The following is a 21,176-nucleotide window of genomic DNA, read 5'->3' as shown; positions in this document are numbered from 1 at the left end:
GTTTGTTGTTATGCATTTCGCGTAACCAGACCGTTTATTGCAATCCATTGTGGATGCATAAATTTATACTAAAGGAAAAGAATCATGCCAATGCCATTATCAGGTTTAGCACAGACCCTATCAAATTCTGTTGCACGCGTTCAAGCTGAAATCGTTGATACACAAAACCAATTAGCTGCCGGTTTAAAGACACTGAATCCTGGTCAACAAGGTGTTGTAACACGCTTAAGTGCTCAAGCAACTGGTTACGAGCAAACCTTATCAAATATTACAACTGCCCAAAGCGTCATTAGCGTTGGGCAAAGTGCGTTAAGTTCTATTGCAACTATCATGACCCAAATGCAAGCCCTCGCCAATCAAGCCTCTAGTGCTGGCCTAAACTCAACTGATCGCGATAGCTTACAGGCAACATTTTCCAGTCTTGCAACCCAAGTTAAGAATTTAGGTTCGAGTGCTTCTGTAAATGGAAGTAACTTACTAAACGGATCCTCATTAAGCGTTACAACAGGGATCGACGGATCAGATTCAGCGCAGACGACAGTAAATGGAGTAGATATTGCGGCACTTTCAACATCGCTTGATTTGTTAAAAATTAATGCCTCAGTTGATGCGCCATCTGTTGACGTTACAAGCGATGTACACCAGGTTGATACACTGACTTTTACAGCAGCTAGTACCAAGGATGCTGCTGGTAGCACCTATACTTTGGCAGGCTTGAAATTTACAACAAATTCTGCGTTTGCACTTCGATCTAAAACAGAACAAGCAACTGATCTCGCGGCAGCATTTAATAGCTTCATTAATGATGGAACCTATACACTAGGCAAAGGTTTATTTAGCGGCTCATCATGGGCAGCCATTCATGCTATTTACACAGACTCAACAAATACTAGTGGCGTACTAACGTTTACAAGAGCAGCTTCAGGCGATCAAACTGCCAATAGTTTAGTTGTAGGAGGCTCTGGAGGTGCTACTGCTGCTGGGACCATCGAGCACGGAGACGAGGCTGCCAATCAAATTGATACGATTTCATTTAATTCAGGATTAACTCAAGGGCAATCTATATCTGTTGGTGGAATTATCTATACGGCTCAATCTACTGTTGCTGCAGAAGATATTGCAACAGATTTTTATGGTTTTATTAATTCCAATGCCGCTCCTTCATATGGCACTTTTTCGGGATTGTCATACACGGCCGCTCATGCTAAATACGATACTGTTACAGCACCAACCGGTACAACACTTGAGTTAACATGGAAAACTGCAGGAGTACACACAGCAACCGTAACCCAAGACGATGGAGTATCGAATGCAAAAGCAGCCATTGATACCATCAAGTCTCAACTTACTACCGTATCTACAGGGCAAGCAACATTAAGTGCAGCAGCTACTGGTTTAACATCTCAGTCTACTGCTAACACAGCCTTGAAAACAGGCTTGACTAACACAGTAAACTCAATCCAAAACATTGATGCTACTGCGATGCAAGCTAAGTTACAGCAATTGAACAATCAACAATCGATCGATTATTATTTGGTTAGCCAAATGAATACCGAAGCAGCGGCGATTTTGTCGATTTTCCGTTGATTTAACTAGTGTTTTAGCTGTCTAAGCTTAAAAAAGCCGGGTAATTCCCGGCTTTTTTAATGGATTCAAAGGGATGATTCCCTTATATAGTTTCCCTAATTATTGATTTTTGTCGTGTATAGGGCCAGGTATTTCAAGAATTTCCACCTGGATTTTACATAAAAAGATTGGATATTTAAGGAAAAAATATCATGAGCAATACTATTACTTCGCTAGCTTCAACACTGACTCAGTCTGTCAATGAGGTACAGAAAGGCATTGTTGAAACCCAAACCCAACTTGCATCTGGTAAGGCGACGCTAAATGCCGCTGAAACTGGGGTTGTCAGTCGAATGACGGCTCAAGTAGCGGGCTATGGCTCGGTTACCAAAAACTTAACTGATGCGGGTAGCGCGATTGATGTAGCTCAGTCTGCCTTATCTTCAATATCTACGATTATGAGTCAGCTCAAGGGCTTAGCCACTCAAGCCTCAAGCGCGGGATTTGCCTCAACCGATCGCGATAGCTTAAATCTCACTTTCCAGAATTTAACGAATCAAATACAACAGTTGGTCACTAGTGCCAGCGTGAATGGCGCTAATCTACTCAATACAGATTTTGGCTTACAAGTGACTACTGGTATTGATGGCACCCCAGATTCTCAAACTCAAGTTAATGCAACCAATGTGGGTGAATTGGTTACTGCTCTAAAGCAGTTATTGATTACTGGCATGCAAATTACCGATCAAACTTTTGCTGCAACGAATTTAACTACTCCAGTTGTAACCCTTGTGGGATCACCCATTGGAAACGTAGCTGCAATTGTAAGTAGCAGTCAAACTACTCCAGTCATTACTTTGCCATTGACTGGACTGAAGGCTGGAGATTCATGTGCCGTTACGATAGGTTTGCCAACTCCAGTAACTGTAACGCTAACCCTTACAAGTGATATATCGGGTCCTGACCTCGCTACTGCCTTCAAAAATTATATCCAGTCAGGTACTCAGATAACAAGCGGCACTTTTGTTAGTACCACTGGAAGTGGCACTGTTGTCGCTTACCCAGCGCTTACTACATCCGTTGGTACAGGGTCCAATACTCATGTTATTACTGTAACAGCGACTGGTGGCAATTCAGATACGTCTATCATATATACAAATTCAAATGCAAGCCCAGCAGTTACTCAAACTCAAACGATAACTCTTCCAACTACTAGTATGGCTCAGGGTAACTCTCTGACTATTGGTAATTTAACTTTTACTGCGGGTCCAGGACCAGGAACTAGCGCTGCTGGTATTTCACCATCACAAGTGAGCGCAGCATTTGTCAACTATATTAATAATGGTGTTCAACCAGATCCAAGTATTGGAACCTTTACCTCCACAACAACTCCAGTAACACAAGTTCAAAATCTCACTTTCCGCAATTTATCAAGCGGCGATAGCTTCTCCGCAGGCGGTTTGACTTTTACAGCGACTAGAGCAGCTACAGCGGCGCAAGTTGCAACGGCGTTCTTAGCCAAAATTGGTAATTCTGCTTCGACTAGTCAATATGGCGACTGGGATGGTGAAAAAATTGATGGTCTTGGTATAGCTGTGAGTGCTGGAGGCTCTACAACGACTATTGCGTGGAGCTACAGCACACCAGGCGGACAACTAACCAATCTTTTGACAACCGGAGACACTGCTTCAGGTCTTGCTTCATACACACTATCAGGCCAGAATCAAGTAACAGTTTCATCTCCAATTACAAAAGTAGGTATCAACGCTAATACTGGTACGAAGATTACCGGTGGCTCCGCCTACGGTGTCAGCGCAACTGTTACTTCAAGCAACACATTTAGCCTAACAACAATAGATCCACTAACAACAGGCAGCGCTCCTGGCGGAATTGCCTTGCTGTCTCAAAACAGTAATACCACCACCAGAAATACCTTAACATTCACCAACACTAATTTATTAGCTGGTACTGCCAATTTATTTCCTGGTGACAGCGTCACGATTAATGGCCTTACGTTTACAGCATCACAAACTACAACGCCTCAACAAGTTCTAGATGCCTTCAAAAACGTAATTAATAGTGGTGATACTGGCAATCTATACGGAACTTTCGCCAATACAGATGTTGGTGGTGGCTCTTTAACTGGTAAGGTTTCTGAATTCACCAATTACTTCACTGCGATTGACTTAGGCAATAACGTTTTAGCAATTGATAATAAAGATGGTAATACCTCAACAGTTCCACCTGAAATCAAGTGGAATACACAAAATGCTGCAATTGCTAATGCTAATAAAGCTACTCAGGTGATTACCGGTCAAATTGATACCGTTTCTACTGCACAAGCATCTCTTGCTGCAGCAACAGCTGGTATTCAAGCTCAATTGAAAAATGCAACCAATATCAAGAATGGTATGCAAAAGACAATTGATGCAATTGCCAATATTGATCCGACTGCTTTGCAGGCTAATCTACAACAATTGAATACTCAGCAAAGCGTGGACTACTATTTGGTAAGTCAAATGAACACCGCAGCGGCTGCAATTTTGTCAATATTCCGTTAATTTGAACCCTGACACCCTTTGATTTGCGCTAATGATCATTTCACCATTAGTTCATACAAATCAAAGGGGTTTCAGATAGAATACTTTTAACTAAGAACACGAAATAACGGATAACGAGAGACCATCATGTTTAATAGCAAAAACGCCATTAATGCTTATGTGTCAGTTGACAACAATCTGACTGGTGCTAGCTTTGAAAAACGCTGGTTTGAATCTGTCATCAGCATGGTCAAACGTATCATGGCTGGTGAATTTGATCCTGTTACCAATCACAAAAGATTATTAGAAATCGCTGAGGGTTTACAGTGGGTGCAAGAGAATCTCAATGAGAAATTACATTCTCAACACCGCACCATGCTCAAGACAATCTATAGCACCAATATTCAGATTCTCAATGGCGCCATTCAGTCACAGAATTTTGAGTATCTTCCCCTGGTCATTGCATCAATGGAAGTTATCTTAGGCCCTTACAACAAGGGAACAGCTGGAACCATAGCAGCACCAGCTGAGGCCGCAGAGCCGATGAAGCACAGCGCTTAATTCTGTAATTCCCCATTCGATTGATATTCAATACACCTAAGCAATAGCTTAGGTGTATTACTTTGTGCTATGCATTAATTATCTTGCTCAGTTGTATTGAGTAGACTGCTTTAATAGCGGTACCAGATCATGGCGGATTTTATCTAGAGGTGCATCCCAGACACTCTGATGCTCTTGTCGGTAAAGCCTTAAGCTTGGATACCAAGGACTTAAAGTCACACCAGATAGCCAGCGCCAATGAGGCGCCTTGAGTAATAAGACCCAACAAGGGATATTCATAGCACCTGCCAAGTGAGCTACTTCATTATCTACTGTGATGATGATGTCACATGCGCTGACTAGTGCCGCTAAGTCATCAAACTCCAATGAATGATTAGGCTGCTCATATCCATAAACCTGGATCATCAGTTTGGACTGAAGGTCTGCAAGCTCTTGATTACTAATACCCCGTTGTAAATTTACAAATTTGATGCCAGGCATGTTCAAAGAAGAGACTAATTGAGTCAGGTCTATATTGTTTGTTTTGTTGGATTTGCTTAATTTATTAGCTGAGTGATCTTCTTCTTTCCAAGAAATGCCAATGAGCAACTCATCTTGCTTGGCTAGCGTTTCTTTAATGAGGTTTCTTTGCTCAAATTTTGGCTTGAGATACTGAAGTTTGACATTCAGAAAATCATCGATTTGATTTCTAAAAAGTCCCGGTAGATCCCCTAAGGCGATATGAGCATCGTAGAGCGATTCATCTACGTTTTCTGTTGCAGAATAAAAGGTAATTTCTGGCATCGAGCGTTCAAAAATCGGCATTAAACGCGGATCAATCTGCACCAATAGATTTGGCACTAATCGCTGCATCTCTAAAAGTAAGCTGCCAAAGAGGATATGCTCGCTTGCGCCCTGCTCTGCCCAAACTAATAGTCTTTTGGCTGTGCTGCCGTTTTGCCATCTTGGCTTGCTGGTTTTTAAGGGCTGGGTTGTCAGACCAAGGCCTTTCCAGCGCCAGTGATACATACCCCAACCCGATTGCAAATTACCATTGAGTAAGTACAGCTTTGCCAGGTTATCGTGTGCCGCTCCTAACTGAGGGTCTAGAGCAATCGCCTTTTCTTGACTCTCAATCGCAGGATAAATCAGGTTTAAATCTTGATATGCCAACCCTCGATTGACGTAGAAAGTAGCGTCTCCTGGGTCTAGCTCAATCGCTGTTTGATACTCTAGTAATGCTTGTTCATACTGCCCCAGCTCTTTAAAGAGATTGCCTCGGTTGGAATAGAGCTTAGCCATGGTTGGCGCAATACTAATAGCGGCATTAATCGACACCAAGGCATCCTCTTGGCGCTGGAGATTACGTAACGCCTCTGCAGCATTCGCGTATGTGGTCCAATTTCCAGCTTCAAGTGCGATGGAATGACGGCAGCACTCTAGTGCTAAAGCATGCTGCCCCAGCTTCATCAGCGCATGGGCTGCATTATTAAAGCACTCTGGCATCGTTGAATTGATCTCAAGCGCTTTGGAGAGTAATTGCACTGCTCTTGAAGGATCTTCATCGGTAACTGCCACTCCGAGCATATGCAGAGCATCAAAATGATTGGGATCATTTTGAAGAATATCTTCGTAAAGTAATTTTGCTTGCTCTATTTCACCTTGCTGGTGAAATATGAAGGCTTTTTCGAAGGATGTACTCATTTGCTTTATTGAATCACTTAGTAGCTAGTTTAATAAACCGCATCATGATCACCAACATTGATCAAAATAATCTCATGTTCAGTAATAATCATTTCAATAGTGACCCGGTATTTCAAATTGATCGAAATGCTTTGTAAGCCATCAAGCCTTCCAGATAAACTATGAAGACGCAGAGAAGGATGATGGGGATTGAGCTCTAACAGTTCTAGTGCTTTGGCATACTGTTTTTCCACATCAGGAAGACGCTTTAGAAACTTCGCAGCGCGCCGGTTATATTGCTCAGTAAAGATTAACTGCCAACTCATTAGGCTGACTTATTGATCTGCTTGAGACGTTTAATATGCTCAGCCACGGTTTCTTTAACAAAGCGTCCACCCGCCAAATCAGCCCTGGATTCAGCTAGTGCAGCCTCCAGTTCGCATTCACGTAAATACTGATATTGCTCCTGGCTCATCACCACATACTTCACCTGTCCACGCACGGATACAGGCGCTTCTAGTTGATCTAGTAAAGCTTCCTCAATGGCTTTTATGCCCTTAGTTTTTAAATTATTTGCTACGACGGTACCCATTATCACCCCCTTAATAACACTATTAATAGTATTGTATAGAATATTATTTATGCTGGCAAGGCTCTTGGTTGGGTAAAAATCAATGCCTAACATGGAGAGTTCAAATAGCGGCATTCATTGCGCGTCAATTTGCACAAGTAGCCCAGGTACACTGCACTGCTCTTGAAGGATCTTCATCGGTAACTGCCACTCCGAGCTTATGCAGAGCGTCAAAATGATTGGGATCATTTTGGAGAATATCTTCGTAAAGCAATTTTGCTTGCTCTACTTCGCTTTGCTGGTGAAGGGTGAAGGCTTGTTGGAAGGTTGTATTCATAGGCTGTTTTGAATAGCTGGCTGGTTATCTAGCTTGCAAGCTTATAGTCACGCCGACGTTCGAAAGCTTGGTAACTCTCAGCCACTTGCGGATCCGCATATTGCGCTGAAGAATCTACCCCTGCATTGACCCCATCAAGGCCTGGCAAGATTGATATACATTCCAACCACTGATCTCGGTGAATTTTCTCGACAATGAATGGGCGCAGATATTGATCTAAAGCACCAGCATGAGGATATTCAATTTCACGAGTTAATGCCTCTAGATAAGCAGTCTTGTCAGTAGCAATCCAATCAATCGACATATTCGCACGAAAACATAACTCAGCATGAACAAGGAGCATGGCACGCCCATTGCCATCTAGAAATGGGTGACCAAATGCAAACATGCCCATAATAAATCCTGGCCTTACTGCCATTTGTTGTTTGTCTTGAGCGGATGAAAGCCCCTCCTCAATCGCACGCTGACAATCTTTTGGGTGGCAAAAGTACACCTCACCTTTGCTGATGGACCTATCTGGCAAAAGCGTATTTCGATCTTCACCAGCCCAAGGATAAAGACCTAAAAATAGAATGCGGTGGACTTCCAAAAAATCAGAGTACTCAATTCTTTTGCATTGTGCTAAAAAATCCAAAGCAATTGGTAACTGAGCACGAAATAGTTCGTGCTCCGCAATTTTAATGATTTCTATATCTTTTTCGCCAGCGGTGTTGCGCAGATAACCACGTGAAGCATAATCGCCAAATGGATCAAACACGCTTGAGGTCTTTATGGTGTTTGATTACCAGTGCCACCATATCTTTGGGGGTCATTTTTCCTGAGCGTGTAAGAGCGACCAGTAAATCATCGGTTGAGTCACTCTTTACTTCATCACCGGCTAATTCAGTAACTGAACTCGCCCAACGATCTGCATAGATGGGATTAAATACAACGCCCTCACTTTTTGCCAAACTCTTGACATATCGAGCGGTTGGCGTCAAACGAGTTCGCTTACTGAGGCGTATGAATTGATCGCGCAAGTTTTTTACTCTCAAAGAAGCGCTTGCTAGCAACGCTTCCTTACCCAATTCCAACACCTTAGAAGGCTTAGCGTAAACACCTCGATCTAGCTTTTCAATAAGGCCACTATCAACCAAAGAACGCAGGGCATCAGAAACTTGACTAGGGCTGCCAAAAGACTTGGTGTCTAAGCGCAATAAAAGCCCATCTCGACGCGGGCGAAGGGATTGCAAGATGCGGCCTTTAATGTCCATGTGGTTATTGTAATTTAGATGTAAATATAAAGCAATATCAATAACTTAAAGACTTACTATATGCCGGTTTAAAGATCCATAAATTGGGGGGATAGTGTTCAATGCCGCATAAGACTAGATATTTTTCCACATCCAAACATCACCTCAACTTCAGCATATTTTTACTAGCCTCAATTCCCTGCTCGATCACGATTTGATAAGGGGCAGCTAGTGTGGGTAGCATCAGCATGATTACTAAGAATCCAACCAATAGGGTTAGTGGAAAGCCGATACCAAAAATATTGAGCTGCGGTGATGATCTGGTCAAAATACCTAAAGCTAGATTAGTAATGAGTAAAGTCGCCACAATGGGTAGCGAGAGTTGCAAAGCGATACTGAATAGCTTAGCGCCCCACAGAGCAATCATCATGCCATCCACCATATGGGCTTGTGCTGTGACGGGGAAGTCATAAAAACTCTGGAGCAATGCAGAAATCATGATCAAGTGGCCATTCATACTTAGGAAAACTAAGAGTGCCAAGATACCCATGAGCTGACTAATCACCACGGTTGTGCCGCCTGACTGAGGATCGTAATTGGTTGCAAAACCAAAGCCCATGGTCATGCCACTCACCTGCCCGGCAAACTCAATCGCACTAAAGATAATCTGCGCCATAAAACCGATTGCCAAGCCTATGATCAATTGCTCGGCAACAATCAAAACACCACTCAAGGAGAGTAAGTCAATGTCTGGCATTACTGGTGCTGCAGGCGCAATCACCATGGCGAGCAAAATACCCATAGCCACTTTAATTTGCGGTGAGACTGCTTGATTACCAAAAAACGGGGCGATGGCTACAAAGCCCAGAATCCGCGTGAGCGGTATTAAGATCGTGACAACCCAAGCTTGGATGAGTTCGCTATTGAGCGTCAGCATGGGTAAGAATGAATGGTGTTAGCCCATCAAGAGCGAGAAATTACTAAACATACCCCGCATATAGGTCACTAATACTGAGATCATCCAAGGCCCTGCGATGAGGAGTGTCAGCAAGATACCCAGCAGCTTTGGAATAAAAGACAAAGTCGCTTCGTTAATTTGAGTGGCTGCTTGAAATACCGAAATAATCAAACCAACCAATAGAGAAACCAAGAGCAAAGGTGCGCCGACCAGTAAGGTGGTCTCCATTGCAAGGCGTCCGATATTCATTACTGATTCTGGTGTCATGACTTTTGTCCTGGTCCTATTATTTATTTTTTCTATTTTTTATCTGTTTGATTATTTAGTTTTTGCTGCCACCACTTAGGATGCAAAGCTAGCTGCTAAGGAGCCCAATAAGAGCTGCCAGCCATCTACCAATACGAATAGCATCAGCTTAAAGGGCAAGGAAATAATCGCCGGCGAGACCATCATCATGCCCATGGCCATCAGCACACTGGCGACCACCATATCAATGATCAAAAAAGGAATAAAAATACTAAAGCCAATCTGAAAGCCAGTTTTTAACTCACTGGTCATAAAGCTAGGGACCAAAACACTCATCGGAATATCTTCAGGTGAGGCAACTTTCTTGCCAGACATATTTAAGAACAAAGCCAGATCGGTTTCACGGGTTTGTTTGAGCATGAACTCTCTAATCGGGACTGAACCTTTTTCTAAAGCCTGCTGCATCGTGATCTTGTTTTCATTGAGCGGCTGATACGCCTCGTTATAGACTCGATCAAACACCGGGCCCATCACAAAGAAGGTTAAGAATAGCGCTAAGCCTAATAAGATTTGGTTTGGTGGGGTTGCTTGCGCACCAATCGCCTGACGCAAGAGTGAAAGCACAATAATGATGCGGGTAAAGCTGGTCATCATTAACAAAACGGTTGGCAAAAAGGATAAAGAGGTCAGCAGAATCAGAGTCTGCAGACTCAAGCTGTAGTTTTGACTCCCACCAGGTCCAGCGGAGCTGGATAAAACATTCAATGATGAATTATTGGCTGCATAACTAGGAATCGTGTAGAAAATACAAGCCAAGGCAAAGCCCAAGCACAGCGCCCAAAATACAGTCTTGGCATTAAGATGGATGGGCTTCATTTCATTAAGATCATTCATTGCCATCACCCACTTTGAGGACCTTGCGTAAAAAACGCTTCACATTTTCTTTATGAAACTTGGCAGAACTGGTTTGAGGTTTAAAACTACTTTGCATATTGCGCGGCTCTTCTTGAAACTCAGACGAAGGAGGTGACTGCTCTTCATCAAATTCAGATCTGAATTGAAAACGGGGTTCGGATTGGCGTTGCTCACGACCCCCCTGCTTAGCAGTTGGTGTTGACTCATCTTCATAGAATGGCGCTTCATCGTAGCCATCACTAAAGTCAAGATCTGCCATCTTAAAGTTGGCCAAGCTATTGACTTGACCTGAAGCCACGCCAACAACCACCCAATTGCCACCAATTTCAACGACTACCACACGCTCACGCGGACCGACACTCACGCCACCGACAATTTTGGCAACCGATTGATTGCCAATCTTGGCATGATTAAGTTTTTTCATCGCCCACGCTAAACCAGCGATTAGGGCTAATACCAATAACAAACCCAGAATCACTCGAAATGGTCCACCGTCAGACTCTGGAACACGAGTGACCTGAGCCAGCGCCACTTCAGCAAAGAAGAAGCTTGCCAGTATTGCCCAGTTGCGAGTTTTCAAGATGGTCATCGTGCTGTTTTCTGGCTTATTGAGCTTGTGTGGTTTGATGATCGATTGATTTATTTATTAAGCTTGCGAATACGCTCGATTGGGGTAATGATTTCAGTCAGGCGAATACCAAACTTTTCATTAATTACGACCACTTCGCCTTTAGCAATCATCGTGCCATTGACGAGGATATCCATCAAATCGCCAGAGGCAGCATCTAATTCAACAATAGAGCCCTGTGTGAGTTGCAAAAGTGACTTAATTGGAATTTTGGTGCGGCCGATTTCTACCGAGAATTGGACCGGAATATCTTTAATGAATTCCAAATCCTTTTCTTGTGGCAGGGACTTGTCGGCCCCTTCCAACTCATTAAACACTTCGGCACCCGTTTGATTGCCGGATTCAATTTCATTTGCCATCAGTGGCTCCTTTAATATATTCAGATGCGTCAGGTTTCAAGAGTTTTTCAACTCGCAATGCGTATTGATTGTTATAAATGCCATAGCGGCAAGATAAGACAGGCACGTTATCTACCGTTACCGGTATTTCTGCTGAATAAGGGAAGGGAATGACGTCGCCGCTCTTTAAGGCAATGATTTCTTCCATCAGCATGGTTTTATTGCCTAAATTAGCAACCACCTCTACTTCAACTGCTTCTACCTGTTGAAGCAAGGTCTCTTCCCAAACATGATCATGCTCAGCAACCATACCCTGAGTCTGGGATGTCAGAATATCCATGATTGGCTCGAGCATCATATAAGGGATGCATAAGTCAATCTCGTAGCTGGCTTCACCAATCACCAGTGTAAATGTGGTGGTTGACATCAATTCACTTGCCATAGCGATATTCACAAATGACAAATTCATTTCTGAGCTCACGTGATCACATTCGATCTCGTAGGCCGGGGCCCATGCTTCTTGATATGAAGCAAAGAAAGTCTTTAACAATGTACCCACAATCCGCATCTCAGTAGCCGTGAACTCGCGACCCTCGATGGACACTGGGAAACGGGCTCCGCCACCAAAAAGATTGTCAACGGTGTACAACACCAAATTGGGATCGATGATCAACAAACCAGTACCACGTAGTGGTTTGAGTTTGATCAAATTAATATTGCTTGGTTGACTATGTTTGGATAGAAGCTCACCATACTTACAGGTTGTTGTTGCTGAGGTCTTTACTTCTATGAGCGTGCCAAATAAGTTAGAGGCGGTAATTCTCAGCAAACGAATAAAACGTTCATGAACCGTTTCAATCGTGGGCATACGGCCACGAACTAGGCGCTCTTGGGTGCCTAAATTAAAAGTCTTCGCTGGTGCACCCTGCAGGCTTTGTTCCTGCATTTGAGCATTTTTTTGCTCTTCAGTGAGCTCAACGTCTTTTAACAGCTCGTCAAGTTCACCTTCGGTGAGATTCTCATCTGCCATGATGGGCTCTTACTTACTGAATAATGAAAGAAGTGAAATAGACGCCAGTGATCTTTTGCTCTGTCTCACTGCCGCTAAATGGTTTTTGAAGTTGCTCAATAATTTCAGTCATCAAGGCATTCTTACCTTCAACTGAAGTGATTTCTGAAGCTTTTTTATTGGTGAGAATTAACAAAATACGACTTCTCAACTCTGGCATACGCGCTTTCAAACTGGCGCTCATCTCTTCAGAAGGCACTTGTAAGTTCAAGGTAGTTTGCAGGTATTGTTGCGGCTCTGTACTCTCAGGGCGCAAGTTCACTGTGAAGACTTCCAAAGGTACAAAAATCTGGAGTTCTGGAGTTTTTGGCTTGCTAGCCTCCGCCGCATGAGAATCAGCTTTCATGACCAAAAAATAGTAAGCCGCCCCGCCACCGATGGCCAATGCGAGCACCACACCTAGGATGATGAATAACATCTTTTTAGATTTGGGCTTAACCGGTTGTTCGTTCTCTGCCATTTACCGCTCCATTGTGAAAATTATTCCTCATTATCAATGGAATTGATGACACTAGATACTTAGAAAAGAGGGAGAAACACCCCTTATAAAGGCGTTTAGAGGCTATTTTGAAAACTACTTTAGAGGTTTACTGGGGGCTAAATTCCCTTAAAAGGGAGTATTCAGTAAAACTTAGGCCGAAGTAATGAAACTAGCCCCTGGGAAAGCAGTAGGCTGAGCTTGATAAGGGTGACGTGGCATCATTTGACCGGCAGAAGCAGTCATACCAGCTAATGCAGACATCTCATTTTTAGGAGCACTCGAAGTTTGTGAGCTCAGTAAACCATGTAACAAAGTACTGGCTGCTGCATCACCCAATTTAGAAATACCCAAAGAGGCGCCAGGCATGGCAACGGAGGCAACTGCTAAACCACCAGACAGCGTTTTACCTAAAAAGCTACCCAATCCATCCATAAAACTGGATAAAGGCTCGCCCACAGAAGATTTGCTATTTGTGGGTGCACCATGAAATTCAGCAGAAACCCCTTTAGCTAGAAAGCCGGAGTTCAGTGAATTACCAAAAGAGCTAGGTAGGTTGCCTAAATTAGTCATCATCTGATTTTAGAGGGATGGGCAGGATTCAAATCGGAGAATAAAGGGGGTTTTTGCTCTCAATTCTGAATTTTGTGCAGGCTCTAGACGGATGATTTGACTATTCATGACCAGTTTCAAAGCTTGTCCTGCCACTGAATCGGCGAGCCAACATGCTCGTATTCCTCAGTCTGAGGGTTATAAAAAGTCATTGCCCAACTAGGATACTCACGGGTGCTAATTTCACCCTCCTGGATCACGCTTACTAGGGTGTGACGAGAATCTTGCTCAATTTTGCCAAAAAGTCCTTTCACAGCCAACTCCTCACCTTCGAGGACTTCCATGAAATTACCATCCTTAAATACCAACATACCAGTGATACCCACCTTGGTATTTTCACTGCTCATCACAAAAGCCATATCCAGAAACTTTTCTCGAGTAAAAGTCTCTGTTGCAGAGCTGACGTAGATGAGTTGATAAATAGCCATAAAAATTAGACGAATACGCTAACAGTGCCATCGTACTGCATCGGCAGGCCCTGAGCTTTGCTGCCCTTGGGTGCTTGATCATTGAGCACTTGGCTCAAAGCATTTTGATGTTCTGATGAAAGGTCAAAATTGGCACCAGACTCGGCCTGAGAAGCTAGAGCGCTCGCCCGACTCTCTTCATAACTAAGCCCAGAGCGGACATCCGCCTGCTCCAAAACGAGATCTGCTTGACTCATCGAGCTACGCAAATGCTCTAAGCCGTCTTGCAAGGCTTGGCGTACATCGGCATTGTTCGATACAAAAGTCGCATTCACCTGATGATCTTTAACGGTAATCACAATTTTTAGAAGTCCAAGATTGTCAGGATTGAGATTTAAAACAGCTAAATGCATATTAGCACCAACCATCAAAATCATTCTCTGTGAGATCTCCTCGCTCCACTGTAAAGAACCAAACTGGGCATGCACTTGACCATGCATCGTATTGGCTTGAATAGGTGCATTACCAAACTCTGATTCACCACCAGTATCCGCTTGACTGCCTTGCCCCTGATTTTCTGATGCAGAGATTCCCATGGCAGTAATCGCCTCGGTTGCTAGATTTGTACTCTTTTTAGCTGCCAACTGATCTTTCTCTGGCATCTCAAACGTCGCATTTTTGGATAGCGCTTGGGTAGGACCTTGGCGTCTAGCCTGCGCTTGCAGAATCTCAGCATCGGTATTTAACCCCGGCTCTCTCGAAATCACCCGCATATTTTTGGCTTGCGCTTGCATTTCAGCTAGCTTGGCATAAGCGAACTCAGTACGAGGCTGCGTAATCTGAGGATTTTGCGCTGTGCTTGTCTGCACAGAATGGATCTCGCCTGCCTTAGCAATGTTGATAAAGGCATCAGCTTGCCTACTCACAGCAGCCCTCACCTCTTCCTGGTGAGGATTGTCTTTGGCTTGCAATTTGCTAGCCTGCACGATATTAGGTGAAAGTAATTGCGCGGTATTCACCGTATTTTTAGCATCTAGCTCTTGAAATACTTTGACTTGAGAAGAAAGCAATTGACTAAAAATGGGCAAAGTCGCTGCACCCGCTTTGGCATTAGACGATCCACCAGCCTCCTGCCCAACACTATTGTTGAGCAAGGATTGGGTTTGCGCTTTGAGATCAATATTCATGGCGATCTTTTTTATGCACCAGAGTGATTGGCCGATAAAAAGCGGCGTTGATTGCTACTGAACTCATCCATTTGCTTCTGCTCGCGCCTATTCGCTAACTTTTGCATTTGCAATTGATTTCTTTCGATGATGACTTCGTATGATCTTTTTTTAGCCTGACATTTTTGCCAGTACGCTAAATGGTGTTTGACGATTTCTTCGTATTGATGAATAGCACCGCCCTGACTAACGATGGCCTGATCTAAATTCTTCAAGAAGAGCATGTAATTTTGCAGATCAGTAGCCGTAACCCCTTCAAGTGATAAAGCATTACGCTGAGCAATATATTCATCACGATAGGTTTGCAAGCGAGTTTCTTGTTCACGCGCCTGCGCGACATCACGATTCGCTTTAGCCAATCTTTCGGCTGCCTTATCCAGATTTCGCTTAGAAAGCTCTAAGAGGGTATTCATGCCATTCAGAGTGTTCGCCATGCTTAGCCTTGCTGCGTAATAATCTGATTAAGCTGCTCAATACTTTCCTGGGTGTTGCACTGTGTCGCAAAATCTTGCTGCAAGAAGCTTTCAATCATTATGCGTTTCTGAATCGCTTCATCCAAAACGGCATCCGCTCCAGGTACATAAGCACCCACGTTGATCAGATCTTGATTGCGACTATATTTCGAGCTGAGCTGTTTGAGCTTACGAGCCGATTGTTGATGTTGCGTATCCACAATACTATGCATGACGCGACTAATCGACTGCTCAATATCAATGGCTGGGTAGTGCCCTGCTTCGGCTAAAGTTCTATCCAGCACAATATGGCCATCTAAAATCGCTCGTGCTGAATCGGCAATCGGATCTTGTTGGTCATCACCTTCTGTCAAGACAGTATAAAAAGCAGTAATCGAACCACCACCAACATCACTATTGCCAGCACGCTCAACCAGCTTAGGGAGTTTTGCAAATACCGAAGGCGGATAACCCTTAGTTGCAGGCGGCTCACCGAGAGCCAAAGCGATTTCACGTTGCGCCATAGCAAAGCGGGTTAATGAATCCATGATCAGCAATACATGTTTACCTTGACTACGGAAATGTTCTGCAATCGTGGCTGAATAATTAGCGCCTTGCAAACGCATGAGGGGTGAAGCATCCGCAGGTGCTGCAATCACCACGGAGCGCGCCAAACCAACCTCACCCAAAATATGTTCAATGAATTCTTTTACTTCGCGGCCACGCTCACCAATCAAGCCGACGACGATGACATCAGCATCGGTATAGCGGGCCATCATACCAAGCAGCACACTTTTACCAACGCCGGAGCCTGCAAATAGGCCCATCCGCTGACCACGTCCTACTGTCAGCAGACTATTAATTGCCTTCACACCAACATCTAAAATTGTGTCAATCGGAGCTCGCTTTAAAGGATTAATCGGCTCTGACTGCAAAGGAGCAAAATGATCCGCCTGTAGAGGGCCTAAGCCATCTAAAGGCACGCCTGCGGCATCAAGTACACGACCTAAGAGATGATCACCCACTGGCAAGCGGGTTACACGAGTTTCACTCTGATTAGAATCGTCATTGAGATCAAAGGGCTTATGAAATTGTGAAGTACGCACTGGCATAGACTTCAAGATCACTTTAGCGGCTGGAGCAATACCTTCGATATTGCTTTGAGGCATCAAAAATAAGCGTCCATGATCAAAGCCAACGACTTCGGCTTCAACCTGCTGTCCATCACCCATTGGAATCACGCAAACACTACCAATCGGTAAAAATATGCCGCCCGCTTCAATCACTAAACCAGTCACCTTCGTGACACGTCCAGCCACTTCAACATTATCGACAGTCGATACTGCGCTAGAGCAATGACGTAAATAATTACTGAGAAGCCCATCTAGATTCAGGTGAGCATGATCACTGCCGATTGAATCTAAGGGGTTCGCGATGCTCATGATTTCTCCACCAGCCAATCATGGTTCTGACCTAAGGCATCACAAATTAAGCGCCAGCGATTTTCATGCGTAGCATCTACGGTGTTGCCTGATGTTTCAATGATGCAAGCGCCACGCTCAATCCGAATATCTTCTTCTATCTGCCAATTACTTAATTCAGCTTGTAAATATTTCTGCACAATCTGCACATCTTCAGGGTTTAACTTGAGATGGAGTGGCCCTTCGCTATCGATCAGGCTATTGGTAGCTTGTCGCAATATGGGTAAGATGGCTTCTTGATTAATCTTGAGATGCTCTTTGAGCATTGCTTTAGCAATATCTAGAGATAAAGCTAATACATCTTCACACAAGACCTTACTTTTCTCTTTGGCGGTATTCGAAAATCCATTCATCAGATTTTTCAAATCGGCTTGTTCAACTGCCAATTTTTCATTCGCCATATTCATGCCGGCTTCGTGACCGCTTTTCATGCCACGGTCATAGCCATCCAAATAGGCTTTATCCAAAATCTCCTTGATTTTCTCAGGAGAAAAACTCATCGATTGAGCAGGACTAGGTTCGGGCTTAACAGCCGGCTTAGTTGGGATCAGATCAGTAAAAAAGGATTCGCCTATTGCTTTAGGCCAGGCGCGAGAAGTTTCCATATTAGAGGTAATCCTCACCGCCTCCGGCACCTGGCAACATCACTGAGCCATCTTCGATCAAGCCCCTGACAACAATCAGAATTTCTTTTTGCTGTGCTTCCACTTCAGAAAGTTTGACAGGGCCTTTGTTTTCTAAGTCGTCGCGCATCATATCAGCTGCACGAGATGACATATTCTTGAAGATCTTTTCACGCAACTCAGCGCTAGCGCCTTTGAGAGCAGTTACCAAGGCATCAGATTGAACGTCACGCAAGATGGTCTGAATACCACGATCATCAATGTTGATGATGTCGTCAAAGGTAAACATTTCATCATTAATCTTTTCTGCAATTTCAATATCGTATTCTTTAATACGATCCATCAGCACTTGCTGTGGAGCTTGGCCAATATAGTTCATGATATCTGCAGCCGCACGAATGCCACCAATTTGTTTTTTAGTGGAAGTCTGAGCTCCACTCAATAAACGGGCCAGTACCACATTTAACTCTTTGAGCGCTTGTGGTTTCACTTCTTCCAAAGTAGCAATACGCAACATCGTATCTTTGCGTAAATCCTCATTAAATAAAGTCAGAATTTGAGAAGCCTGCTCAGGCTCAAGATGCACCAAAATCGTGGCAATAATTTGAGGATGCTCATAACGGATAAGATCAGCGACAGCTGTTGCATCCATCCACTTGAGGTTATCAATACCCTCTGAATCTTTATTTTCTAGAATGCGCTCAAATAGACCTGAGGCAGTTTCTTGCCCTAATGCCTGGGTTAAGACATTGCGGGTAAACGAATCGGTGTCAATATTAAGAGAGGCACCTTCGCCAGCATAGCTAAAAAAATCCCGTAGCGTGTCAGCTACCGTAGCCTGCTCAACCCTGCGTAGGGTAGTCATGACGGCACTCAACTTTTGCACATCTCGTGGAGAGACGTGCTTCATCACCTGTGATGCGCCCTCTTCGCCGAGAGCTAACATCAAAATAGCAGCTTTAAGAACGCTACTTTCGTTTGGATTTGTTGCCATTAGCTATTTCCTACCCAACCCGCAACCACATCAGCTACTACTTTTGGATTTTCCTTAGCCAAAGCTTGAATGGTCTTGAGGTCTTTTTGATATGGCGTCAATTTTGGTATGGGTCTGCCATTTTCGTCAAGACTATCATCAAGCGTAGTCGGGGCCTCATCTGGCGCCAATAAATTGGCTAGCATCGGTTTAATTGCTTTGCGATACATAATGAATAGCACGATTAAGCCGACCAGAATTTGACCAATATTTTTGGCCATTTCGATATATACAGGATCTTTCCAGACTGGCAATTCAGATACATCAGCCTCTTTAGCAGGGGTAAATGGGGTATTCACCACGCTTAAAGTATCGCCTCTCGTTTCATTAAAGCCCATCGCTTGTTTGGCTAAATCAATAATCTGCTGCTTTTCAGCATCATTTAAAGGGCGTGTAGTAGGCTTGCCTTCAGCATCAACATCAGCCTTGTTATTAACAACGATACCTACTGATAAACGCTTCACCCCGCCCATGGATTTTTGGGTAAACGAGATCGTTTTATCAATTTCATAATTCGTAATTGAATTTCTTTGCGTGCTCATCGGATTTTGAGCAGCAGCATTATTGGCTCCGGCGCCGGCACCAGCAGCAGCGCCGCCAGGAGCAGCATTATTGGTGGTGTTCAGAGGAGCCGTTGCATTTGCGGGAGGCTGATTACTTAAAGCACCTGGTACGCCACCATTGGTTGATCCTGAAGGCACAATCGATTCATTAGTCTGCAAGCTACGTATAACGGCAACCTCAGGCTTTTGATTTGGCTTATAAATTTCATTAGCCTCTTCGGTATTTGAAAAATCAATTTCGACATTCGCCTCAGCCCGCACATTTTTCTCGCCCACAATTGGGGTAATAATCGCTTGTACTCGCGAGACAATATTTTTTTGCAAGTCCTCAACATATTTGAGTTGGTTTGCATCTAGAGTTTTTGAACCGCCCTTTTTGGCATCAGAAAGCAAGCTACCAGTCTGATCAACGATATCAACACTGGCTAGACTTAAATTTGGGACGCTACTAGAAATTAAATGGGCTATTGCACTGACCTGATTTTGGTCTAGGGTACGACCTTGCATTAACTTCACTAAAACGGATGCCGTTGGTTTTTGCGCATCACGCACGAACACGGACGTTTTAGGGATGGCTAAATGGACTCGAGCACCCTCAACCCCAGAGATGGATTGAATACTACGCTCTAATTCACCCTCTAAGGCACGTTGAAAGTTGACCTGTTCTACAAATTGAGAAACTCCAAACTTTTGGTTTTCCAGAAGCTCAAAGCCAACATTGCCGCCTCTAGGCAAACCCATAGCTGCTAGTTTCAAACGGGTCTGGTACACCAATTCGGCTGGCACCAGAATGGAAGCACCACCATCCGCTAATTTATAAGGAATGTTTTGCTGTTCTAAAACAGACACGATGGCACCGCCATCTTTATCGTTGAAATTAGAGAACACGACCTTATATTTAGGTCCCTGACTCCAGATCCAAAAGACGGCCATGATTGCAATCACCGCAGCAATACCCGCGGACAGCAGCACTTTTTTACTAGTGCCCTGCAAATTTAAGCGCGCTAACAAGCTTTCCATAACAATTTTCCCGACCTACTAGTGATATGAAAAGGCAGATTGAAGATCATTCTGGAAACTGATAAGATCGGTTTTTTGCATGATTTGTCCAATACGCCCTAAATAAATATGATGTTAGACGTCATTATGAATAGGGAAATTTCATTTCAATTGAAGGAATAAGGCCTTTTTTTCCTTCTTATTGCCAAAACTGCCGCCATTCTTTACTGCTACATTACTTCCATTGAAAAGTTTCAGTGAGGAGTTCCATCATGAGTGTCGGCGCTATTGATTCAGGGCGTATTCAAGCAATGTTGGCCCAATTAAAGGCTGCGTCTTCTGCCGCCCCTGCAAACCTGGCTGCCCCAATTCAGGGCCTAGATAGTATTAAGGGAATTAACAACGGGGATGGCCCAAAGTCTACCCCATCGATTGATTTTGCTACCGCGCTGAAGTCATCTCTTGATCAAGTAAACCAAAGCCAGACTAAGGCAGTTGAGCTAGGTAAAAACTTTGCTCTCGGTGACGATAGCGTCAACCTCTCCGATGTCATGGTAGCAACACAAAAGGCCAGTCTGTCATTTCAAGCAACTGTTCAGGTTCGTAATAAGCTCGTTTCCGCCTATCACGACATCATGAATATGCAGGTGTAATACCCTGTCACCAGTGCAATAGTGAC

At 43.9% G+C, this 21,176-nt stretch carries 25 protein-coding genes; 4 read left to right on the top strand and 21 right to left on the bottom strand.

Features of this window, described 5'->3' with window-relative positions:
- Positions 1-84: 84 nt before the first annotated feature.
- The 3 genes from C2756_RS03965 to C2756_RS03955 all read left to right on the top strand — a co-directional run bounded on the left by C2756_RS03965 (position 85) and on the right by C2756_RS03955 (position 4,667).
- Positions 85-1,587 carry a flagellin gene (locus C2756_RS03965; RefSeq protein WP_215320192.1) on the top strand — a complete coding sequence of 501 codons (1,503 nt, stop codon included), beginning with the start codon at positions 85-87 and terminating at the stop codon, positions 1,585-1,587.
- A gap of 191 nt (positions 1,588-1,778) precedes the next feature.
- Positions 1,779-4,127, top strand: coding sequence for a flagellin (locus C2756_RS03960; protein WP_215320190.1), 2,349 nt, complete (start codon positions 1,779-1,781; stop codon positions 4,125-4,127).
- Positions 4,128-4,253: 126 nt separating this feature from the next.
- On the top strand, positions 4,254-4,667 hold the full coding sequence (locus tag C2756_RS03955) for a hypothetical protein (protein WP_215320188.1): 414 nt from the start codon (positions 4,254-4,256) through the stop codon (positions 4,665-4,667).
- A gap of 87 nt (positions 4,668-4,754) precedes the next feature.
- Here the strand turns inward: C2756_RS03955 and C2756_RS03950 are convergent, their stop codons facing one another.
- From C2756_RS03950 to fliF, 21 genes are all read right to left on the bottom strand, one after another.
- Positions 4,755-6,350 (bottom strand): tetratricopeptide repeat protein, encoded by a 1,596-nt coding sequence (locus C2756_RS03950; RefSeq protein WP_215320186.1) that lies wholly within the window; start codon positions 6,348-6,350, stop codon positions 4,755-4,757.
- Between the two features lie 29 nt (positions 6,351-6,379).
- Positions 6,380-6,655 (bottom strand): hypothetical protein, encoded by a 276-nt coding sequence (locus C2756_RS03945; protein ID WP_215320184.1) that lies wholly within the window; start codon positions 6,653-6,655, stop codon positions 6,380-6,382.
- Positions 6,655-6,921 (bottom strand): hypothetical protein, encoded by a 267-nt coding sequence (locus C2756_RS03940; RefSeq protein ID WP_215320182.1) that lies wholly within the window; start codon positions 6,919-6,921, stop codon positions 6,655-6,657. Before C2756_RS03940 ends, C2756_RS03945 begins: the two co-directional genes overlap by 1 nt.
- Before the next feature lie 124 nt (positions 6,922-7,045).
- Positions 7,046-7,237, bottom strand: coding sequence for a hypothetical protein (locus C2756_RS03935; protein WP_088524963.1), 192 nt, complete (start codon positions 7,235-7,237; stop codon positions 7,046-7,048).
- Positions 7,238-7,265: 28 nt separating this feature from the next.
- On the bottom strand, positions 7,266-7,994 hold the full coding sequence (locus tag C2756_RS03930; protein ID WP_215320180.1) for a Fic family protein: 729 nt from the start codon (positions 7,992-7,994) through the stop codon (positions 7,266-7,268).
- Positions 7,987-8,490, bottom strand: coding sequence for a DUF4423 domain-containing protein (locus C2756_RS03925; protein WP_215320178.1), 504 nt, complete (start codon positions 8,488-8,490; stop codon positions 7,987-7,989). Before C2756_RS03925 ends, C2756_RS03930 begins: the two co-directional genes overlap by 8 nt.
- Positions 8,491-8,629: 139 nt before the next feature.
- The gene (gene fliR / locus C2756_RS03920; RefSeq protein WP_215296739.1) at positions 8,630-9,406 is read right to left on the bottom strand and encodes a flagellar biosynthetic protein FliR; all 777 of its coding nucleotides are present in this window, start codon (positions 9,404-9,406) and stop codon (positions 8,630-8,632) included.
- A gap of 18 nt (positions 9,407-9,424) precedes the next feature.
- Positions 9,425-9,694 carry a flagellar biosynthesis protein FliQ gene (gene fliQ / locus C2756_RS03915; RefSeq protein ID WP_088524967.1) on the bottom strand — a complete coding sequence of 90 codons (270 nt, stop codon included), beginning with the start codon at positions 9,692-9,694 and terminating at the stop codon, positions 9,425-9,427.
- A gap of 75 nt (positions 9,695-9,769) precedes the next feature.
- Positions 9,770-10,549 (bottom strand): flagellar type III secretion system pore protein FliP, encoded by a 780-nt coding sequence (gene fliP, locus C2756_RS03910; RefSeq protein WP_215297340.1) that lies wholly within the window; start codon positions 10,547-10,549, stop codon positions 9,770-9,772.
- A 10-nt stretch (positions 10,550-10,559) separates the two neighbouring features.
- Complete coding sequence (gene fliO, locus C2756_RS03905) at positions 10,560-11,177, bottom strand: flagellar biosynthetic protein FliO (protein ID WP_215320176.1); 618 nt, start codon at positions 11,175-11,177, stop codon at positions 10,560-10,562.
- 50 nt (positions 11,178-11,227) lie between these two features.
- Positions 11,228-11,575 (bottom strand): flagellar motor switch protein FliN, encoded by a 348-nt coding sequence (fliN, locus tag C2756_RS03900; protein ID WP_215320174.1) that lies wholly within the window; start codon positions 11,573-11,575, stop codon positions 11,228-11,230.
- Positions 11,565-12,584: a flagellar motor switch protein FliM gene (gene fliM, locus C2756_RS03895; protein WP_215320172.1), complete on the bottom strand. Its 1,020-nt coding sequence runs from the start codon at positions 12,582-12,584 to the stop codon at positions 11,565-11,567. The genes fliN and fliM overlap by 11 nt, the downstream gene beginning before the upstream one ends.
- 13 nt (positions 12,585-12,597) lie before the next feature.
- A complete protein-coding gene (gene fliL, locus C2756_RS03890) occupies positions 12,598-13,083 on the bottom strand; it encodes a flagellar basal body-associated protein FliL (RefSeq protein ID WP_215320170.1) in 486 nt (161 codons plus the stop codon).
- A 171-nt stretch (positions 13,084-13,254) separates the two neighbouring features.
- Positions 13,255-13,674, bottom strand: coding sequence for a hypothetical protein (locus tag C2756_RS03885; RefSeq protein ID WP_215320168.1), 420 nt, complete (start codon positions 13,672-13,674; stop codon positions 13,255-13,257).
- Between the two features lie 116 nt (positions 13,675-13,790).
- Complete coding sequence (locus C2756_RS03880; RefSeq protein ID WP_088524973.1) at positions 13,791-14,141, bottom strand: BLUF domain-containing protein; 351 nt, start codon at positions 14,139-14,141, stop codon at positions 13,791-13,793.
- 5 nt (positions 14,142-14,146) lie between these two features.
- Positions 14,147-15,307, bottom strand: a complete 1,161-nt coding sequence (locus tag C2756_RS03875; protein ID WP_215320166.1) for a flagellar hook-length control protein FliK — start codon at positions 15,305-15,307, stop codon at positions 14,147-14,149.
- An 11-nt stretch (positions 15,308-15,318) separates the two neighbouring features.
- Complete coding sequence (gene fliJ, locus C2756_RS03870) at positions 15,319-15,780, bottom strand: flagellar export protein FliJ (protein ID WP_215320164.1); 462 nt, start codon at positions 15,778-15,780, stop codon at positions 15,319-15,321.
- 2 nt (positions 15,781-15,782) lie between these two features.
- Positions 15,783-17,240 (bottom strand): flagellar protein export ATPase FliI, encoded by a 1,458-nt coding sequence (gene fliI, locus C2756_RS03865; RefSeq protein WP_215320162.1) that lies wholly within the window; start codon positions 17,238-17,240, stop codon positions 15,783-15,785.
- Positions 17,237-17,884 carry a FliH/SctL family protein gene (locus C2756_RS03860; RefSeq protein ID WP_215296731.1) on the bottom strand — a complete coding sequence of 216 codons (648 nt, stop codon included), beginning with the start codon at positions 17,882-17,884 and terminating at the stop codon, positions 17,237-17,239. The genes fliI and C2756_RS03860 overlap by 4 nt, the downstream gene beginning before the upstream one ends.
- A 1-nt stretch (position 17,885) precedes the next feature.
- A complete protein-coding gene (fliG, locus tag C2756_RS03855; protein ID WP_088524978.1) occupies positions 17,886-18,896 on the bottom strand; it encodes a flagellar motor switch protein FliG in 1,011 nt (336 codons plus the stop codon).
- The gene (gene fliF, locus C2756_RS03850; RefSeq protein ID WP_215320160.1) at positions 18,896-20,518 is read right to left on the bottom strand and encodes a flagellar basal-body MS-ring/collar protein FliF; all 1,623 of its coding nucleotides are present in this window, start codon (positions 20,516-20,518) and stop codon (positions 18,896-18,898) included. Before fliF ends, fliG begins: the two co-directional genes overlap by 1 nt.
- A gap of 251 nt (positions 20,519-20,769) precedes the next feature.
- Between fliF and fliE the strand changes: the two genes are divergently transcribed.
- Positions 20,770-21,150: a flagellar hook-basal body complex protein FliE gene (fliE, locus tag C2756_RS03845; protein WP_215320158.1), complete on the top strand. Its 381-nt coding sequence runs from the start codon at positions 20,770-20,772 to the stop codon at positions 21,148-21,150.
- Positions 21,151-21,176: the final 26 nt, after the last annotated feature.

This window comes from Polynucleobacter sp. UB-Siik-W21, assembly GCF_018687415.1.
In the GTDB taxonomy this organism is placed as follows: domain Bacteria; phylum Pseudomonadota; class Gammaproteobacteria; order Burkholderiales; family Burkholderiaceae; genus Polynucleobacter.
The sequence above is the reverse complement of the archived record's forward strand: the minus strand, read 5'-3'. Positions and strand labels throughout refer to the sequence as shown.

Coding starts and splice junctions, on each gene's coding strand:
- C2756_RS03965 (WP_215320192.1), top strand. CDS start 85: ATGCCAATGCCATTATCAGGTTTAGCACAGACCCTATCAAATTCTGTT.
- C2756_RS03960 (WP_215320190.1), top strand. CDS start 1,779: ATGAGCAATACTATTACTTCGCTAGCTTCAACACTGACTCAGTCTGTC.
- C2756_RS03955 (WP_215320188.1), top strand. CDS start 4,254: ATGTTTAATAGCAAAAACGCCATTAATGCTTATGTGTCAGTTGACAAC.
- C2756_RS03950 (WP_215320186.1), bottom strand. CDS start 6,350: ATGAGTACATCCTTCGAAAAAGCCTTCATATTTCACCAGCAAGGTGAA.
- C2756_RS03945 (WP_215320184.1), bottom strand. CDS start 6,655: ATGAGTTGGCAGTTAATCTTTACTGAGCAATATAACCGGCGCGCTGCG.
- C2756_RS03940 (WP_215320182.1), bottom strand. CDS start 6,921: ATGGGTACCGTCGTAGCAAATAATTTAAAAACTAAGGGCATAAAAGCC.
- C2756_RS03935 (WP_088524963.1), bottom strand. CDS start 7,237: ATGAATACAACCTTCCAACAAGCCTTCACCCTTCACCAGCAAAGCGAA.
- C2756_RS03925 (WP_215320178.1), bottom strand. CDS start 8,490: ATGGACATTAAAGGCCGCATCTTGCAATCCCTTCGCCCGCGTCGAGAT.
- fliR (WP_215296739.1), bottom strand. CDS start 9,406: ATGCTGACGCTCAATAGCGAACTCATCCAAGCTTGGGTTGTCACGATC.
- fliQ (WP_088524967.1), bottom strand. CDS start 9,694: ATGACACCAGAATCAGTAATGAATATCGGACGCCTTGCAATGGAGACC.
- fliP (WP_215297340.1), bottom strand. CDS start 10,549: ATGAAGCCCATCCATCTTAATGCCAAGACTGTATTTTGGGCGCTGTGC.
- fliO (WP_215320176.1), bottom strand. CDS start 11,177: ATGACCATCTTGAAAACTCGCAACTGGGCAATACTGGCAAGCTTCTTC.
- fliN (WP_215320174.1), bottom strand. CDS start 11,575: ATGGCAAATGAAATTGAATCCGGCAATCAAACGGGTGCCGAAGTGTTT.
- fliM (WP_215320172.1), bottom strand. CDS start 12,584: ATGGCAGATGAGAATCTCACCGAAGGTGAACTTGACGAGCTGTTAAAA.
- fliL (WP_215320170.1), bottom strand. CDS start 13,083: ATGGCAGAGAACGAACAACCGGTTAAGCCCAAATCTAAAAAGATGTTA.
- C2756_RS03885 (WP_215320168.1), bottom strand. CDS start 13,674: ATGACTAATTTAGGCAACCTACCTAGCTCTTTTGGTAATTCACTGAAC.
- C2756_RS03880 (WP_088524973.1), bottom strand. CDS start 14,141: ATGGCTATTTATCAACTCATCTACGTCAGCTCTGCAACAGAGACTTTT.
- C2756_RS03875 (WP_215320166.1), bottom strand. CDS start 15,307: ATGAATATTGATCTCAAAGCGCAAACCCAATCCTTGCTCAACAATAGT.
- fliJ (WP_215320164.1), bottom strand. CDS start 15,780: ATGGCGAACACTCTGAATGGCATGAATACCCTCTTAGAGCTTTCTAAG.
- fliI (WP_215320162.1), bottom strand. CDS start 17,240: ATGAGCATCGCGAACCCCTTAGATTCAATCGGCAGTGATCATGCTCAC.
- C2756_RS03860 (WP_215296731.1), bottom strand. CDS start 17,884: ATGGAAACTTCTCGCGCCTGGCCTAAAGCAATAGGCGAATCCTTTTTT.
- fliG (WP_088524978.1), bottom strand. CDS start 18,896: ATGGCAACAAATCCAAACGAAAGTAGCGTTCTTAAAGCTGCTATTTTG.
- fliF (WP_215320160.1), bottom strand. CDS start 20,518: ATGGAAAGCTTGTTAGCGCGCTTAAATTTGCAGGGCACTAGTAAAAAA.
- fliE (WP_215320158.1), top strand. CDS start 20,770: ATGAGTGTCGGCGCTATTGATTCAGGGCGTATTCAAGCAATGTTGGCC.